The organism is Burkholderia sp. LMU1-1-1.1 (genome assembly GCF_040675865.1).
Taxonomy (GTDB): domain Bacteria; phylum Pseudomonadota; class Gammaproteobacteria; order Burkholderiales; family Burkholderiaceae_D; genus Rugamonas.
Genome location: NZ_JBEGHG010000008.1, coordinates 117,310 through 131,418 on the forward strand (window position 1 = coordinate 117,310; position 14,109 = coordinate 131,418).

Consider the following 14,109-nt stretch of genomic DNA (forward strand, 5'->3'; position numbering starts at 1 on the left):
GGAGCACGCATGGGCGCCACTTCATCCACCGGGCGCCCAGAGGCGGCCCCCGTGTCCCGCGCCCGCCGGGGGCGGCCGGTGCTGGCCGTCACCGTCGGCGAGCCGGCCGGCATCGGCCCGGAAATCTCGATCCGCGCCGCCTGGGCGCGCCGGCGCGAGGTCGATTGCGTGCTGCTGGGCGACGCCGCGTTTCTGTCCATGATCGCCGCCGACATCGACCCGGCCATCCGGCTGTCGGCGCTGTCGCTGCAGGCGGTGCGCAACGGCGGCCTGCCGCATTTCGGCCCCGAACGGATCAGCGTGATCGACGTCCCGCTCGACGCCCACGTCGTGCCGGGCCAACTGGACAAGGCCAACGGCCGCGCCGTGCTGGCCACGTTGGACGCGGCCATCGAAGGCGTGCGCGCCGGCTGGTTCGAGGCGGTCGTCACCGCGCCGCTGCAAAAGAGCACCATCAACGATGCCGGCGTCCCCTTCTCCGGCCACACCGAATACTTCGCCGACCGCACCGGCACCGCGCAAGTGGTGATGATGCTGGCCGGCCAGCCGCCGGCCCCGGCCGGCGGAACCCTGCCGCCGCCGCTGCGGGTGGCGCTCGCCACCACCCACCTGGCGCTCAAGGACGTCGCCGCCGCCCTCACGCGGGAAGGATTGGCGCGCGTGCTCGACATCATCGACCACGACCTCCAAACCAAATTCGGCCTCGCCGCCCCGCGCATCCTGCTGTGCGGCCTGAACCCGCACGCGGGCGAGGGCGGCTACCTGGGGCGCGAGGACATCGACGTCATCGCGCCGGCCATCGCGGCGGCCCGGGCGCGCGGCATCGACGCCCGCGGCCCGTATCCGGCCGACACGCTGTTCCAGCCCAAGTACCTGAAGGACGCCGACTGCGTGCTGGCCATGTACCACGACCAGGGCCTGCCGGTGCTGAAATACGCCACGTTCGGGCAGGGCGTCAACATCACGCTCGGCCTGCCGCTGATCCGCACCTCGGTCGACCACGGCACGGCGCTCGACCTGGCCGCGCAAGGCCTCGGCCTGGCCGACTGCGGCAGCATGGAAGCGGCCATCGCCACCGCGCTGGCGATGGCCGACGCCGTCGCCGGCCTTTAAAATTCACTCAATAAAAGAACAACCATGAAACACGTAGCCCGCAAACGCTTTGGCCAGAACTTCCTGCACGACAAGTACGTCCTGTCGAGCATCACCGAGGCGATCGCGCCGGCGCCGGACGACGCCATGGTCGAGATCGGCCCCGGCCTGGGCGCCATGACCGAGCAGTTGATGCGCACGCTCAAGATGATGCACGTCGTCGAGCTCGACCGCGACCTGGTCGCGCGTCTGGAAAAGACCTACAACCCGGCCAAGCTGACGATCCACGCCGGCGACGCGCTCAAGTTCGACTACGGCACGATCCCGGTGCCGGAAGGGCAGAAGCTGCGCATCGTCGGCAACCTGCCGTACAACATCTCCAGCCCGTTGCTGTTCCACCTGGCCACGTTCGCGCCGCTGGTCAAGGACCAGCACTTCATGCTGCAAAAGGAAGTGGTCGAGCGCATGGTGGCCGAGCCGGGCAGCAAGACCTACGGCCGCCTGTCCGTGATGCTGCAGTGGCGCTACGACATGTCGCTGCTGTTCGTGGTGCCGCCGGAAGCGTTCGATCCGCCGCCGAAGGTCGAATCGGCGATCGTGCGCATGATCCCGGTGGCCAACCCGCTGCTGTGCGACGGCGCCACGCTGGAGGCGGTGGTGTTGAAGGCGTTCTCGCAGCGCCGCAAGGTGATCCGCAACTGCCTGGCCGGCATGTTCACGGAAGCGCAGATCGTCGAAGCGGGCATCGACCCGACCCACCGTCCGGAAACGGTCGGCCTGGCCCAGTACGTCGCCCTCGCCAACCTCCTCAAATAACCCCACCAACCCGTGGGGTCAAGTCTGACATTCGGACACGACCTCGTCTTTGAAGCCAGCGGTACTGTTGAGCTGGTGTCCGAATGTCAGACTTGACCCCCGCTGTTATTCCTTTTTAAAAGCGACAGGCAAAAAAAAGCCCGCTGGTTAAAGCGGGCTAAATCCAATTCCTTTGCAAGAAGTGGAGGAGACAAGTACAGTATGGTGCGTCGCGGTATATCACGCCACTTTATTTTTCACATATCAAACATCAGATATGTGAATATCTCGTCTCCCCTCCTGCGTTTACTTCAGTTTGCATTCCACCAGCAGGTTGGTCACGGCCGCCTCGCCCATGACCCCCACGCCGTTTTTCACCGTGCAGGTGATGTCGGTCGAGCTGAGGGTGGCGTCCGGGTGGATGGTGACGCCATACGACTGGCCGTCCGCCACGGCGGCGCTGAACGCGAAATCGCCGGCGCCGCTGCCGTCGGCCGGGCTGGTCAGGGTGACCTGGCCGCCGGCCGAACCGTTCAACAGGGTCACGGTGCGTGCGGCGGCGGCGGTGGTGCCGTTCGCCTGCACCTGGGACAGGCCGGTGAACTGACCGCCCAGCGAATACGCCCTGCGCGCGCACGAGATGCCCACCGAGATCGCCACCGTCTGGCCGGCCGAGCCGGTGTTGATGGAGGTGAACTGGCAGATCATATGTTCAGGCTGCTGGGCGAACGTGACGTTGTAGCTGGTGCCGTAGCCGATCTGGCGCGGGAACGCGAAGGTGGTCGCGCCGGCCGGGATGGAAATGGTCTCGCCGCCATTGCTCAACTGCAGGCCGGGCGTGGCCAGTCCGCTGATCGTGCCCTGCACCGTGTATTGCGCCTTGCCGCCGCAGCCGGCCAGCAGGGCCGCCGCGCTCACCGCCACGATGGCGCCCAGATACGATAATTTCATGTAATTCTCCAAAGATCGAGCTGACGCCCGCGGTGTAGTTATTTTGCGACGCAATTGACGACCAACCGGTTGTCATTGCCGGACGGCATCACTCCGGCGCCGGGCACCGAGTTGGTGACGGGCGCGGTGAGCGAGCAGGTGCGATTGGACGGCTGCGCCAGCACGGTCACGCCGTAGGGCGAGCCCTCGCCGACCGTATTGGCGAAGGAGAACGTGACCTCGGCGCCGGCCGTCGGGGGCGGTGCGATGTACACGGTGTCGGGGCCGTTCGCCAGGGTGACGCCGTCGTTGGTGCCGGCCACGCCGTCGTCGGCCAGGCCCTGCACTTTGCCGCTAAGCACCCACGGATTGGTGGTGCAACTGACCACGGTCCGATAGGACGTGAAGGAGTTGGCCTTGTTGGTGTTATCGGTCAGTTTGCACGTGGCGCCGGTGGGCGGGGTGTCGATTTGGATGTCGAACGATTCGTCGACCGCGATCAGGCGGGTGAACTGGAACGAGCTCGCGTTGGCGGCGATGGTGATCTTTTCACCGGTCGGCCGGTTGATCAGCACCAGACCGGGCTTGGTCAGACCGCTGATACTGCCTTGCAGCAGCATGCTGCCGTCGCTACCGCCGCCGCAGGCGCTCAGGACAACGGCACACAGCAGGGCCAGGCCCGCACGCGGATACACACTTTTCATAAAATCTTCTCCAAAACGAATAGGGCCGGCAGCACGCACGGGTGCAGCATCTTACACGGATTTGCCCCGTATTTTAGTGCATTTGGTAACACCAGTCCCCCCAATGGATGTAACAGCTTGTTAGGGACTGGCGCAAGGCGGCGTGCGACCAGAGCGCGATCGGTGCGACAATAGCCCGGACTCCACTCTTTTTTTGCCACCCATGACGCCACGCCCACCGCAAGCCCTGCTGTTCGATCTCGACGACACCCTGTGGCCGATCGGCCCGGTCATCGCGGCCGCTGAAACCGGCTGGCACGCGTGGCTGGCCGAGCGCGCGCCCGCCGTGACAAGCAAGTATTCGGTCGAGGCGCTGCGCGCGCTGCGCCTGGCCCTGCTGGAAAAACAGCCTGAGCTGACGGCCGACCTGTACCGGCTGCGCCGCGTCGCGCTCGAGGCCGTGTTCGCCGAAACCGGCGAGGATGCGTCCCACATCGACGGCGCGATGCAACACTTCAACGTGCTGCGCAACGCGGTCACCTTGTTCGACGACGTGGCGCCGGTGCTCGCCGAGCTGGGCGGCATGCTGCGCCTGGGCGTGATCACCAACGGCAACGCCGACCTTGAAGTCATCGGTTTGCACCACCATTTCGAAGTGGCGCTGGCGTCGGCCCGCTTCGGCCGCGCCAAGCCCGACCCGTCCATCTTCCTGGCCGCGTGCGAGGCGATGGGCGTGGCGCCGGCCGACGCCGTCTATGTCGGCGACGACCTGCGGCTGGACGTGCGCGGCGCGCAGTCGGTGGGCATGCGGGCGGTGTGGATGAACCGCACCGGCAGCACCGCCCACCTCGACGCCGGCATCGTGCCCGACGCCATTTGCGCCGATTTCCACGACCTGCTGGCGTGGCTGAAGGAGCAACTGGGGGCGCAAGCGAAGGACCGGCCGCCGGTCTAGATGCCGGATTGCTGTCACACGACAGCCCCCGGCCGGCGCGGAGCGTGCATAATAGGCAAATACGGCAACTCTCGGCAAATAAGATATACAGTATGCAACTCGACACACGCGCTCAAACCCTGCTCAAAGCCCTGGTGGAACGCTATATCGCGGACGGCCAACCGGTCGGCTCGCGCGCGCTCTCCAAGATCTCCGGGCTGGATCTGTCGCCGGCGACGATCCGCAACATCATGGCCGACCTCGAGGAGCTCGGCTATGTCGCCAGTCCGCACACCTCGGCCGGCCGGGTGCCGACGCCGCGCGGCTACCGCATCTTTGTCGACACGCTGCTGACGGTGCAGCATCTGGACGAGCAATCGGTCGAGGGCCGCATGCGCCTGCAGGCGCCGCAGCCGCAGAAGATGATCTCCAACGCGGCCCAGATGCTGTCGTCGCTGTCGCAGTTCGCCGGCGTCGTGCTCAGCCCGCGCCGTGAATCGGTGTTCCAGCAGATCGAATTCCTGCGGCTGGGCGAGAAGCGCATCCTGCTGGTGATCGTCGGTCCTACCGGCGACGTGCAAAACCGCCTGCTGTTGACCGATGTCGACTACAGCCCCACCCAGCTGATCCAGTCGGCCAACTATATCAACCAGAACTACGGCGGCCTGGCCTTCGACGAGGTGCACACGCGCCTGCAGACGGAGGTGCGGCAGTTGCGCGACGATATGGGCCGGCTGATGCAGGCGGCGGTGGAGGCGGGCAGCGAGGCGATGGCGGACAACTCGGACGACATGGTCATCGCCGGCGAGCGCAACCTGCTGTCGGTCAGCGATTTGTCGTCGAACATGACGTCGCTGCGGCAGATGTTCGACATGTTCGAGCAAAAGACGGGCTTGATGCAGCTGCTCGACGTGTCGAGCAAGGCCAGCGGCGTGCAGATTTATATCGGCGGCGAATCGAGCCTGGTGCCGATGGACGAGATGAGCGTAGTGACCGCGCCGTACATGGCCAACGGCAAGATCGTCGGCACCTTGGGGGTGATCGGCCCGACCCGCATGGCCTATGAGCGCGTGATACCGATCGTCGATATCACGGCCAAATTGTTATCGAACGCGTTGAGCCATAATTAGCCGCAATCAGGTCGCGGCATGGCGGCCTATGGCCGGTGCGGGCAGGCGGTCTTGATGCAGTTGCCGTAGATCGCCAGCGCGTGTTCGGCGATCTTGAAGCCGCGCTCCTTGGCGACCATCTGCTGGCGCGTTTCGATCTCTTCGTCGAAGAACTCTTCCACACGGCCGCAGTCGAGGCACACCAGGTGGTCGTGGTGCGATCCCTCGTTGAGCTCGAAGATGGCCTTGCCGGTTTCAAAGTGGTTGCGGTTCAGCAGGCCGGCCTGCTCGAACTGGGTCAGCACGCGGTAGACGGTGGCCAGGCCGACGTCCATATTGTCGGCCAGCAGGATCTTGTAGACATCCTCGGCCGTCAGGTGGCGAACCTCGCTGTTCTGGAAGATGTCCAGGATTTTAAGGCGAGGCAGCGTGGCTTTGAGGCCGCTGGCCTTCAGATCGGTTGGATTGTTACCCATGGTGGACACTCTTATTCTGGTTGGCGATAGCTAACCCACAGTTTAACGCACTCCGCGACCCGCCGCACTGATTGTCGCCACCTAATTGCCGCCGCCTCCTTGCGGCGGCGGCCCCGTCGGCGTTTGCAAACATTTACACTTGCGCCTTGCAAAACAAGGACATAAGCCCTGTTTTACAGGATAATGCTGTCACTTCGCGTGCCCGCGCGGCCCCATCTCGCACCATGTGCTTTATGATATAGCGTTTTTCGGCATTTCCGCTTGACCAGATTGAGGACACTTATGCGCGTCACCCCGGCTTTATTGCAGTCTTTGTCGCACCGTTTTACCCGCCGTGCTCCGTTGCTCGCAGGCGCCGTCTGCGTCGCGCTGGCCGCCGGCGGCTGTGCTTCCAACACCACCCTGGGCGAGAAATCGAACGAGGTCAAGGAAACCGGGACCACCCTGGACGCCAGCAAAGGCGCGCAAACGACCACCATCACGCCGCTGCAAAAGTTCATGTGGTTCTTCTCGCCATACCGTCCCGACATCCAGCAAGGTAACTTTGTATCCGAAGAAATGTTGGCGCAATTGAAAGTCGGCATGACGCGCGACCAGGTCCGCTTCATCTTCGGCACCGCGCTGCTGACCGACCCGTTCCATGCCAACCGCTGGGACTACGCGTTCCGCATGGCCAAGGGCAACGGCGAGGTCACCACCAGCCGCGTCATCGTCTTCTTCGACAACGACGGCAAGGTCGCGCGCTGGGAAGGCGGCAACCTGCCGACCGAAAAAGAATACATCGCCCGCATCGCCGGCCCGGCGCCGAAGATCAAGAAAAATCCCGACGCCCCCGACAACAAGCCTGCGTCGAGCGTGCCGCCGCCTACGACGACGGGGAGCGACAACGCCGCGCCCGCGCCGGTGGGCGTGACGGTGGGTAACCAGAAAAATTAAGGAAGCACGCATGACCGCAATGAATATCGCCATCGCCGGCGCGAGTGGCCGCATGGGCCGCATCCTGATCGAAGCCGTCGAGAACGCGCCGGACGCGCGCCTGGCCGGCGCCCTGGACCGCGCCGGTTCGGCCAGCGTCGGCAGCGACGCCGCCGCCTTCCTCGGCAAGCCGGGCGGCGTGCTGGTGCAATCGGACCTGTCGCAAGGCTTGGCCGGCGCCCAGTATCTGATCGACTTCACCCGTCCCGAGGGCACGCTCGAGCATCTGGCCTATTGCGCCGAGCACGGCATCAAACTGGTCATCGGCACCACCGGTTTCGACGACGCCGGCAAGGCCGCCATCGCCGAAGCGGCCAAGAAAACCGCGATCGTGTTCTCGCCCAACTTCAGCGTCGGCGTCAATGTCACGATGAAGCTGCTCGAGCAGGCCGCCAAGGCGCTGTCGACCGGCTACGACATCGAAGTGATCGAGGCGCACCACCGCTTCAAGGTCGACGCCCCGTCCGGCACCGCGCTGAAGATGGGCGAAGTGATCGCCGGCGCGCTGGGCCGCGACCTGAAGGAGTGCGCCGTCTACGCGCGCGAAGGCGTGACCGGCGAGCGCGATCCGTCGTCGATCGGCTTTGCCACCATCCGTGGCGGCGACATCGTCGGCGACCACACCGTGCTGTTCGCCGGCATCGGCGAGCGCATCGAAATCAGCCACAAATCGAGCAGCCGCGCGACCTACGCGCACGGCGCGCTGCGCGCCTGCCGCTTCCTGGCCGACAAGCCGACCGGTTTGTTCGACATGTATGACGTGCTGTCGCTGAACGGATGACGCCCGCCGTCGCCAACCAGTTCACCCTGGCCCATTACTGGGAACAGGGCGACGGCATCAGCCACGCGGTGGCGTTCGTGCTGCTGGCGATGTCGCTGGTGAGCTGGTTCTTCATCCTGTCGAAGGCCTTCGCGGCCTGGCGCGTGCGCCGCAGCTCCCCGGCCGTGCAGGCTTTCTGGGACGCGCCGACGATGCAGGACGGCGTCGCCACGCTGGAGCTGGCCGACCCGGAAAAAATCTACCTGCCGCTGGCGCAGCAAGGCGCCGCGCAAATCAAGGTGGCCGAGCGGCCGTCGCTGGGCGGCGAGATGGACCGCGCCGCGCAGGTCACGCGCGTGCTGCGCGTGGCGATCCAGCGCTCGACCAACCGCCTCGAAGGCGGCCTGACCGTGCTGGCGTCGATCGGCGCGACCGCGCCGTTCGTCGGCCTGCTGGGCACCGTCTGGGGCATTTACCACGCGCTGGCCAACGTCTCGGCCAACGGCACCGTGCAGATCGACAAAGTGGCCGGCCCGGTCGGCGAGGCGCTGGTCATGACCGCGATCGGCCTGACGGTGGCGATTCCGGCGGTGCTGGCGTTTAACGCCTTCAACCGCGTCAACCGCCTGACGCTGGCGGAGCTGGACGCGTTCGCGCACGACCTGCACGCCTATTTGACGACCGGCGCGCGCGCCGGCAAATAGTTAAGTAAGTACCTACTCACTCTGAGCCTGGAGCAAACATGAGCTTTGGCGCATTCAACCACCACCGCCAGCCGGGACCGATGTCCGACATCAACGTCACGCCGATGGTCGACGTGATGCTGGTGCTGCTGGTGATCTTCATCCTGAGCGCGCCGATGTTCACCAGCGCGGTCAAGCTCGACCTGCCGAAGGCGCAGGCGCCCACCAGCCAGCAGCAGGCCGAGGCGGCCACCGTCACCCTGGCGATCGACGGCAAGGGCAAGATCTTCTGGAACAACGAGCCGATCGCGCGGGAGGCGCTGGAGGCGCGCCTGGTCGAAGCGGCCAGGCAGGATCCGCAGCCGGAGCTGCAGCTGCGCGCCGACAAGGACACCCGCTACGAAGTGGTGGCGCAGGTGATGGCGGCGGCGCAGACCAATGGATTAACGAAACTGGGGTTCGTCACGGACCCGAAGAAAGAGCAAAAATAATGGCAACCGCAGAATTGAACGGCGCGGCGATCACCGATATGAGCAGCTTCCACGCGGCCTGCAAGGCGGCGATGGGCTTTCCCGACACGTATGGCGCGACGATGGACGCGTGGGTCGATTGCCTGAGCTATCTGCGCGACGACGACGGCATGAGTAAATTCCGCCTCAAGCCCAACGAGGTGCTGGAGATCGTCATCAAGGACGCCGCCGCGATGAAAGCCGCCGCGCCGGATATCCTGGAAGAGGTGACGTACTGCGTGGCCGGCATCAACGAGCGGTATGAGGATTACGGCGAGAAGCCGGCGTTGAAGCTGACGTTGAAATAACGGGAATTAACCCACGATCGGGATCTGCGCCTTGGCGCCGGTCTCGCCGGGCGCCAGGGTCAACACTTCGAACCCGGTCTCGGTCACCAGCACCATGTGTTCCCACTGCGCCGACAACGATTTGTCGCGTGTCTCGACGGTCCAGCCGTCGTCCAGCTCCTTCGTGGCCGCGCGGCCGGCATTGATCATCGGCTCGATCGTAAACAGCATGCCCGGCTTGAGCACCACGCCCTGGCCCGGGCGGCCGTAATGCGTCACCTGCGGCTCCTCGTGGTAGACCTGGCCGATACCGTGGCCGCAATAATCGAGCACCACGCTGAAGCCGGCCTTTTCCGCCACCGTCTGGATCGCGAAACCGACGTCGCCCAGGGTCGCGCGCGGCTTGACGGCGCGGATGCCGGCCCACATCGCCGCGTAGGTCGTCTCGACCAGCTTGCGCGCCGCCTTCGACGGTTCGCCGACGTAGTACATGCGGCTGGTGTCGCCGTGCCAGCCATCCTTGATGACGGCCACGTCGATGTTGATGATGTCGCCGCCCTTGAGCACTTCCTCGGGCGAGGGGATGCCGTGGCAGACCACGTGGTTGATCGAGCTGCACACGGTGGCCGGGAAGCCGCCGTAGCCGACGTTGGCCGGGATGACCTTCTGCACGTTGACGATGTAGTCGTTGCACAGCTGGTCGAGGTAGGCCGTCGTCACGCCGGCCTTGATGTGCGGGCCGATCATCGTCAGCACGTCGGCCGCCAGCTGGGCGGCGACGCGCGCCATGACGATTTGCTCGGGCGACTTGATCATATTGGCGTTGCGGCGGGACATGGACTACCTCTTTCTTTTCGAAGGGGCGTAGTTTGCCACAAACCGCCAATCCTAGGCGTTAGCGTACCTCTTTCACGTCGAAATGCGGGTTGTAAATCAGGCACAATAAATTGCCGAACGGGTCCGCCAATTCGACGGTCTTGATATTTTCACCGACATCCTGGATGGCGCCGTGGATGGTCGCGCCCAGCGCCACGATGCGGTCGGCCTCCGCCTGGATGTCGTCGACGCCCCAGTACACCATGCCGCCGGCCGTGGCCGCCCGGCCATCCGGAATCAATCCCAGTTCAAAACCGCCGACGCTGAAACCGACATAAAAAGGCTGGTCGAAGTAGGGCGCGGTGTCGAACACCTTCGCATACCACTCCTTGGCGGCCGCCAGATCGGCCACCGGGTAAACCAACGTGCGCAGTCCCTTGATCATGATGATAGTCTCCATAGCGATGTCTAAAACACCATCTTGGCATATGCGCGGCGCCGGCGATTGTAAAAATGGAAGCTGAATGACTAGGCGGCGCTTAAAAAGCGCTCCGGCGCGCTGCCGGCGAATTCCTGGAAATCGTGGATCAGGTGCGACTGGTCGAAGTAGCAGCATTCGAGCGCCAGCCGCGCCCAATCCGGCGTGGGCGACGCTTTCAGCGCAGCCGCCGCCCGGCGGAAGCGGCAAATGCGGGCATACAACTTGGGCGACAGTCCGACCCGCGCGCGGAACTGCGCCGCCAGGTGCTGGCGCGATACGCCCAATCGCGTCGCCAGATCGTCGATCCGCACGGCGCCGGCACTGGCATCGAGCACACCCAGGGCGCTCCGGATCAGCGCTCCGCCGCCGGCCATTGGGTCGACATCGCGCAGCCGCCGCAACAACTGCGTTTCAATTAATGCAATACGTTCGCGGTCGGAGAGCTCACGGGTCCACAACGCGTCGGCCAGCCGGTCGGCGTCGCTCCGACCCCACAGCAGGTCGATATCGGCCCGCTGATCGGTCAGCGCGTGCAGCGGCGTGGCCAGAAACGTCCCGGCAGCCCCCGGCTTGAAGCGCACCGCCACCGTGCCCACCGGCCCGGCGCTGGCCACCTGGATGGCGGTGCTCATCATGCCGACGGCGAAAGCCGGCTGGCCGCCGTCCTGCCACAGGATGTCGACGCAGTTATCGGGCAGCACCCGGTGCGTATGCGCCCGCCCGGGCGCGACGGAGAGCACGCGCGCCGTCCACATGCAGTCGACATGGGCGCTCAAAGCCGGGTGGGGAGGGTATTCGCGGTAAAGCATACGGTTATCTTACCGTCTGGACGGCGCCAAGGGGCCACTCTCGTGCGCTGGAGGCGGTTGAGCCAGTATAATGTCCGGTTCATATTCCTTTTTTGCCGGGCCACGCCGGCCGCACACCACCATGCAAGATAAATATAGTCCCGCCGACGTAGAACAAGCCGCGCAATCCCACTGGAAGGCCATCGACGCCTATAAAGCCGTCGAGCACGACCCGCGTTTCCCGAAAGGGAAGTACTACGCCTGTTCGATGCTGCCTTACCCGTCGGGCAAACTGCACATGGGCCACGTCCGCAACTATACGATCAACGACGTGATGTATCGCTACCTGCGCATGAACGGCTACAACGTGCTGATGCCGATGGGCTGGGACGCATTCGGCATGCCGGCGGAAAACGCGGCGATGGCCAACAACGTGCCGCCGGCGCAGTGGACCTATTCGAACATCGCCCACATGCGCGAGCAGATGGAGTCCATGGGCCTGGCGATCGACTGGTCGCGCGAGATGACCGCCTGCAAGCCGGAATACTACAAGTGGAACCAGTGGATGTTCCTGAAGATGCTCGAAAAAGGCATCATCTACAAAAAGACCGGCACCGTGAACTGGGACCCGATCGACCAGACCGTGCTGGCCAACGAGCAGGTCATCGACGGCCGCGGCTGGCGTTCGGGCGCGCTGATCGAAAAGCGCGAGATCCCGATGTACTACGCCCGCATCACCGACTACGCCGACGAGCTGCTGGAGCACGTCGACAGCAAGCTGCCCGGCTGGCCGGAGCGCGTGCGCACCATGCAGGCCAATTGGATCGGCAAGTCGACCGGCGTGCGCTTCGCCTTCCCGCATGAGATCAAGGACGCCGACGGCCGGTTGATCCAGGACGGCAAAATGTACGTCTTCACCACCCGCCCGGACACCATCATGGGCGTGACCTTCTGCGCCGTGGCGGCCGAGCATCCGCTGGCGATCCACGCCGCGCGGACCAATCCCGAGCTGGCGGCCTTCAACGCCGAGTGCAAACTGGGTTCCGTGATCGAGGCCGACATGGCGACGATGGAGAAGAAGGGCATGCCGACCGGCCTGTTCGTCACCCATCCGCTGACCGGCGAGCAGGTCGAGGTCTGGGTCGGCAACTACGTGTTGATCACCTACGGCGACGGCGCCGTCATGGGCGTGCCGGCGCATGACGAGCGCGATTTCGCCTTCGCCAAAAAATACAACCTGCCGATCAAGCAGGTGATCAAGGCCGAAGGCCAGGAATTCTCGACCGAGGCATGGCAGGAGTGGTACGGCGACAAGGCCGTCTCGATCGTCACCAACTCGGGCAAGTACGACGGCTTGTCCTACGCCGACGCGGTCGACGCGGTGGCCGCCGACATGGCCGCCAAGGGACTGGGCGAGAAGAAGATCACCTTCCGCCTGCGCGACTGGGGCATCTCGCGCCAGCGCTACTGGGGCACGCCTATCCCGATGATCAACTGCGCCGATTGCGGCTCGGTGCCGGTGCCGGAAAAAGACCTGCCGGTGGTGTTGCCGGAAGACTGCGTGCCGGACGGCAGCGGCAATCCGCTGAACAAGTACGAAGCCTTCCTCAAGTGCGACTGCCCGCAGTGCGGCAAGCCGGCGCGCCGCGAGACCGACACCATGGACACCTTCGTCGATTCGTCGTGGTACTACATGCGCTATACGTCGCCGGGCGCGAACGCGTCGATGGTCGACGAGCGCAACGATTACTGGATGCCGATGGACCAGTACATCGGCGGCATCGAGCACGCCGTGCTGCACCTGCTGTACGCGCGCTTCTGGACCAAGGTGATGCGCGACTTCGGCATCGTCAAGTTCGACGAGCCGTTCACCAACCTGCTGACGCAGGGCATGGTCCTGAACGAGACCTACTTCCGCGAGGACGACGCGGGCAAGAAGACCTGGTTCAACCCCGCCGATGTTGAAGTGACCCTGGACGACAAGGGCCGCCCGCAAGGCGCCGTGTCCAAGGACGACGGCCAGCCGGTGCAGATCGGCGGCACCGAGAAGATGTCGAAGTCGAAAAACAACGGCATCGACCCGGCCGCGCAGATCGGCCAGTACGGTGCCGACACCGCGCGCCTGTTCACGATGTTCGCCTCGCCGCCGGAGCAAACGCTGGAATGGTCGGGCAGCGGCGTCGAAGGCGCCAACCGCTTCCTGCGCCGCGTGTGGGCGTTCGGTTACGCCCAGGCGTCGCGGATCGAAGCGGCGTTGAACGGTCCGGCCGCGCCCGTCGCCACCGAGCCGCAGAAAACCCTGCGCCGCGAACTGCACAAGATCCTGCAGCAGGCCGACTATGACCTCAAGCGCATCCAGTACAACACCGTCGTTTCGGCCTGCATGAAGATGCTCAACACGATCGAATCGGCAAAGCTGGACGACAGCGCCGAATCGAACGCGCTGGTGGCCGAGGGCTTCTCGATCTTCCTGCGTTTGCTGAACCCTGTCGCCCCGCATATCACCCACGTGCTGTGGGAGGAACTGGGCTATGGCAAGGCGCACGGCGACATCCTCAACGTCCAGTGGCCGCAGGTCGACCCGGCCGCGCTGGAACAGGCCGAGATCGAGATGATGATCCAGGTGAACGGCAAACTGCGCGGCAGCGTGGTTGTCGCCAAGGGCGCCGACAAGGCCACCATCGAGGCGGCGGCGCTGGCCAGCGAAGGGGTACGGAAATTCATCGAGGGCACGCCGAAGAAGATCATCGTCGTGCCGGGCAAATTGGTCAACATCGTTGTTTAATAGATT

General features: G+C 64.8%; 16 protein-coding genes. 10 read left to right on the top strand and 6 right to left on the bottom strand.

The window, feature by feature from the left end; genetic code table 11:
- The first annotated feature begins 9 nt into the window (after nt 1–9).
- Together pdxA and rsmA are read left to right on the top strand one after the other, a co-directional pair.
- The gene (gene pdxA / locus MRBLMU1_RS09255) at nt 10–1,113 is read left to right on the top strand and encodes a 4-hydroxythreonine-4-phosphate dehydrogenase PdxA (protein ID WP_363499983.1); all 1,104 of its coding nucleotides are present in this window, start codon (nt 10–12) and stop codon (nt 1,111–1,113) included.
- Nucleotides 1,114–1,137: 24 nt separating this feature from the next.
- Nucleotides 1,138–1,908: a 16S rRNA (adenine(1518)-N(6)/adenine(1519)-N(6))-dimethyltransferase RsmA gene (gene rsmA, locus MRBLMU1_RS09260; RefSeq protein ID WP_363499985.1), complete on the top strand. Its 771-nt coding sequence runs from the start codon at nt 1,138–1,140 to the stop codon at nt 1,906–1,908.
- A gap of 285 nt (nt 1,909–2,193) precedes the next feature.
- Here rsmA and MRBLMU1_RS09265 read toward each other — a convergent pair whose 3' ends face one another.
- Both MRBLMU1_RS09265 and MRBLMU1_RS09270 read right to left on the bottom strand, forming a co-directional pair.
- Nucleotides 2,194–2,838, bottom strand: a complete 645-nt coding sequence (locus tag MRBLMU1_RS09265) for a hypothetical protein (protein ID WP_363499987.1) — start codon at nt 2,836–2,838, stop codon at nt 2,194–2,196.
- 38 nt (nt 2,839–2,876) lie between these two features.
- On the bottom strand, nt 2,877–3,521 hold the full coding sequence (locus tag MRBLMU1_RS09270; protein ID WP_363499989.1) for a hypothetical protein: 645 nt from the start codon (nt 3,519–3,521) through the stop codon (nt 2,877–2,879).
- 202 nt (nt 3,522–3,723) lie between these two features.
- Between MRBLMU1_RS09270 and MRBLMU1_RS09275 the strand changes: the two genes are divergently transcribed.
- Nucleotides 3,724–4,455 carry an HAD family hydrolase gene (locus MRBLMU1_RS09275; RefSeq protein ID WP_363499991.1) on the top strand — a complete coding sequence of 244 codons (732 nt, stop codon included), beginning with the start codon at nt 3,724–3,726 and terminating at the stop codon, nt 4,453–4,455.
- A 92-nt stretch (nt 4,456–4,547) separates the two neighbouring features.
- Nucleotides 4,548–5,564, top strand: a complete 1,017-nt coding sequence (hrcA, locus tag MRBLMU1_RS09280; RefSeq protein ID WP_315220145.1) for a heat-inducible transcriptional repressor HrcA — start codon at nt 4,548–4,550, stop codon at nt 5,562–5,564.
- 26 nt (nt 5,565–5,590) lie between these two features.
- On the opposite strand, the gene fur is transcribed toward hrcA, so the two are convergent.
- Nucleotides 5,591–6,019, bottom strand: a complete 429-nt coding sequence (gene fur / locus MRBLMU1_RS09285) for a ferric iron uptake transcriptional regulator (RefSeq protein WP_315220147.1) — start codon at nt 6,017–6,019, stop codon at nt 5,591–5,593.
- A 282-nt stretch (nt 6,020–6,301) separates the two neighbouring features.
- On the opposite strand from fur, the gene MRBLMU1_RS09290 reads away from it, so the two are divergent.
- From MRBLMU1_RS09290 to MRBLMU1_RS09310, 5 genes are read left to right on the top strand one after another with little or no spacing between them, the layout of a single operon-like run.
- Nucleotides 6,302–6,955, top strand: a complete 654-nt coding sequence (locus tag MRBLMU1_RS09290; RefSeq protein WP_363499994.1) for an outer membrane protein assembly factor BamE — start codon at nt 6,302–6,304, stop codon at nt 6,953–6,955.
- 10 nt (nt 6,956–6,965) lie between these two features.
- Nucleotides 6,966–7,775 carry a 4-hydroxy-tetrahydrodipicolinate reductase gene (dapB, locus tag MRBLMU1_RS09295; protein WP_363499996.1) on the top strand — a complete coding sequence of 270 codons (810 nt, stop codon included), beginning with the start codon at nt 6,966–6,968 and terminating at the stop codon, nt 7,773–7,775.
- The gene (locus MRBLMU1_RS09300) at nt 7,772–8,458 is read left to right on the top strand and encodes a MotA/TolQ/ExbB proton channel family protein (protein WP_363499998.1); all 687 of its coding nucleotides are present in this window, start codon (nt 7,772–7,774) and stop codon (nt 8,456–8,458) included. Before dapB ends, MRBLMU1_RS09300 begins: the two co-directional genes overlap by 4 nt.
- Nucleotides 8,459–8,496: 38 nt before the next feature.
- Complete coding sequence (locus MRBLMU1_RS09305) at nt 8,497–8,928, top strand: ExbD/TolR family protein (RefSeq protein WP_363500000.1); 432 nt, start codon at nt 8,497–8,499, stop codon at nt 8,926–8,928.
- Nucleotides 8,928–9,254, top strand: coding sequence for a barstar family protein (locus MRBLMU1_RS09310; protein WP_315220154.1), 327 nt, complete (start codon nt 8,928–8,930; stop codon nt 9,252–9,254). The genes MRBLMU1_RS09305 and MRBLMU1_RS09310 overlap by 1 nt, the downstream gene beginning before the upstream one ends.
- Nucleotides 9,255–9,260: 6 nt before the next feature.
- On the opposite strand, the gene map is transcribed toward MRBLMU1_RS09310, so the two are convergent.
- The 3 genes from map to MRBLMU1_RS09325 form a co-directional block, all read right to left on the bottom strand.
- Nucleotides 9,261–10,070, bottom strand: a complete 810-nt coding sequence (map, locus tag MRBLMU1_RS09315; RefSeq protein WP_363500003.1) for a type I methionyl aminopeptidase — start codon at nt 10,068–10,070, stop codon at nt 9,261–9,263.
- A gap of 58 nt (nt 10,071–10,128) precedes the next feature.
- Nucleotides 10,129–10,509 (bottom strand): VOC family protein, encoded by a 381-nt coding sequence (locus MRBLMU1_RS09320; RefSeq protein ID WP_363500005.1) that lies wholly within the window; start codon nt 10,507–10,509, stop codon nt 10,129–10,131.
- A 68-nt stretch (nt 10,510–10,577) separates the two neighbouring features.
- Nucleotides 10,578–11,339 carry a helix-turn-helix domain-containing protein gene (locus tag MRBLMU1_RS09325; RefSeq protein ID WP_363500007.1) on the bottom strand — a complete coding sequence of 254 codons (762 nt, stop codon included), beginning with the start codon at nt 11,337–11,339 and terminating at the stop codon, nt 10,578–10,580.
- A gap of 121 nt (nt 11,340–11,460) precedes the next feature.
- Here MRBLMU1_RS09325 and leuS point away from each other — a divergent pair, with 121 nt between their 5' ends.
- The gene (gene leuS / locus MRBLMU1_RS09330) at nt 11,461–14,103 is read left to right on the top strand and encodes a leucine--tRNA ligase (RefSeq protein ID WP_363500009.1); all 2,643 of its coding nucleotides are present in this window, start codon (nt 11,461–11,463) and stop codon (nt 14,101–14,103) included.
- The last annotated feature ends 6 nt before the right edge of the window (nt 14,104–14,109 follow it).

Bases quoted from the DNA above. Each gene is read 5' to 3' on its own strand.
- pdxA (WP_363499983.1), top strand. From the start codon at position 10: ATGGGCGCCACTTCATCCACCGGGCGCCCAGAGGCGGCCCCCGTGTCC.
- rsmA (WP_363499985.1), top strand. From the start codon at position 1,138: ATGAAACACGTAGCCCGCAAACGCTTTGGCCAGAACTTCCTGCACGAC.
- MRBLMU1_RS09265 (WP_363499987.1), bottom strand. From the start codon at position 2,838: ATGAAATTATCGTATCTGGGCGCCATCGTGGCGGTGAGCGCGGCGGCC.
- MRBLMU1_RS09270 (WP_363499989.1), bottom strand. From the start codon at position 3,521: ATGAAAAGTGTGTATCCGCGTGCGGGCCTGGCCCTGCTGTGTGCCGTT.
- MRBLMU1_RS09275 (WP_363499991.1), top strand. From the start codon at position 3,724: ATGACGCCACGCCCACCGCAAGCCCTGCTGTTCGATCTCGACGACACC.
- hrcA (WP_315220145.1), top strand. From the start codon at position 4,548: ATGCAACTCGACACACGCGCTCAAACCCTGCTCAAAGCCCTGGTGGAA.
- fur (WP_315220147.1), bottom strand. From the start codon at position 6,019: ATGGGTAACAATCCAACCGATCTGAAGGCCAGCGGCCTCAAAGCCACG.
- MRBLMU1_RS09290 (WP_363499994.1), top strand. From the start codon at position 6,302: ATGCGCGTCACCCCGGCTTTATTGCAGTCTTTGTCGCACCGTTTTACC.
- dapB (WP_363499996.1), top strand. From the start codon at position 6,966: ATGACCGCAATGAATATCGCCATCGCCGGCGCGAGTGGCCGCATGGGC.
- MRBLMU1_RS09300 (WP_363499998.1), top strand. From the start codon at position 7,772: ATGACGCCCGCCGTCGCCAACCAGTTCACCCTGGCCCATTACTGGGAA.
- MRBLMU1_RS09305 (WP_363500000.1), top strand. From the start codon at position 8,497: ATGAGCTTTGGCGCATTCAACCACCACCGCCAGCCGGGACCGATGTCC.
- MRBLMU1_RS09310 (WP_315220154.1), top strand. From the start codon at position 8,928: ATGGCAACCGCAGAATTGAACGGCGCGGCGATCACCGATATGAGCAGC.
- map (WP_363500003.1), bottom strand. From the start codon at position 10,070: ATGTCCCGCCGCAACGCCAATATGATCAAGTCGCCCGAGCAAATCGTC.
- MRBLMU1_RS09320 (WP_363500005.1), bottom strand. From the start codon at position 10,509: ATGGAGACTATCATCATGATCAAGGGACTGCGCACGTTGGTTTACCCG.
- MRBLMU1_RS09325 (WP_363500007.1), bottom strand. From the start codon at position 11,339: ATGCTTTACCGCGAATACCCTCCCCACCCGGCTTTGAGCGCCCATGTC.
- leuS (WP_363500009.1), top strand. From the start codon at position 11,461: ATGCAAGATAAATATAGTCCCGCCGACGTAGAACAAGCCGCGCAATCC.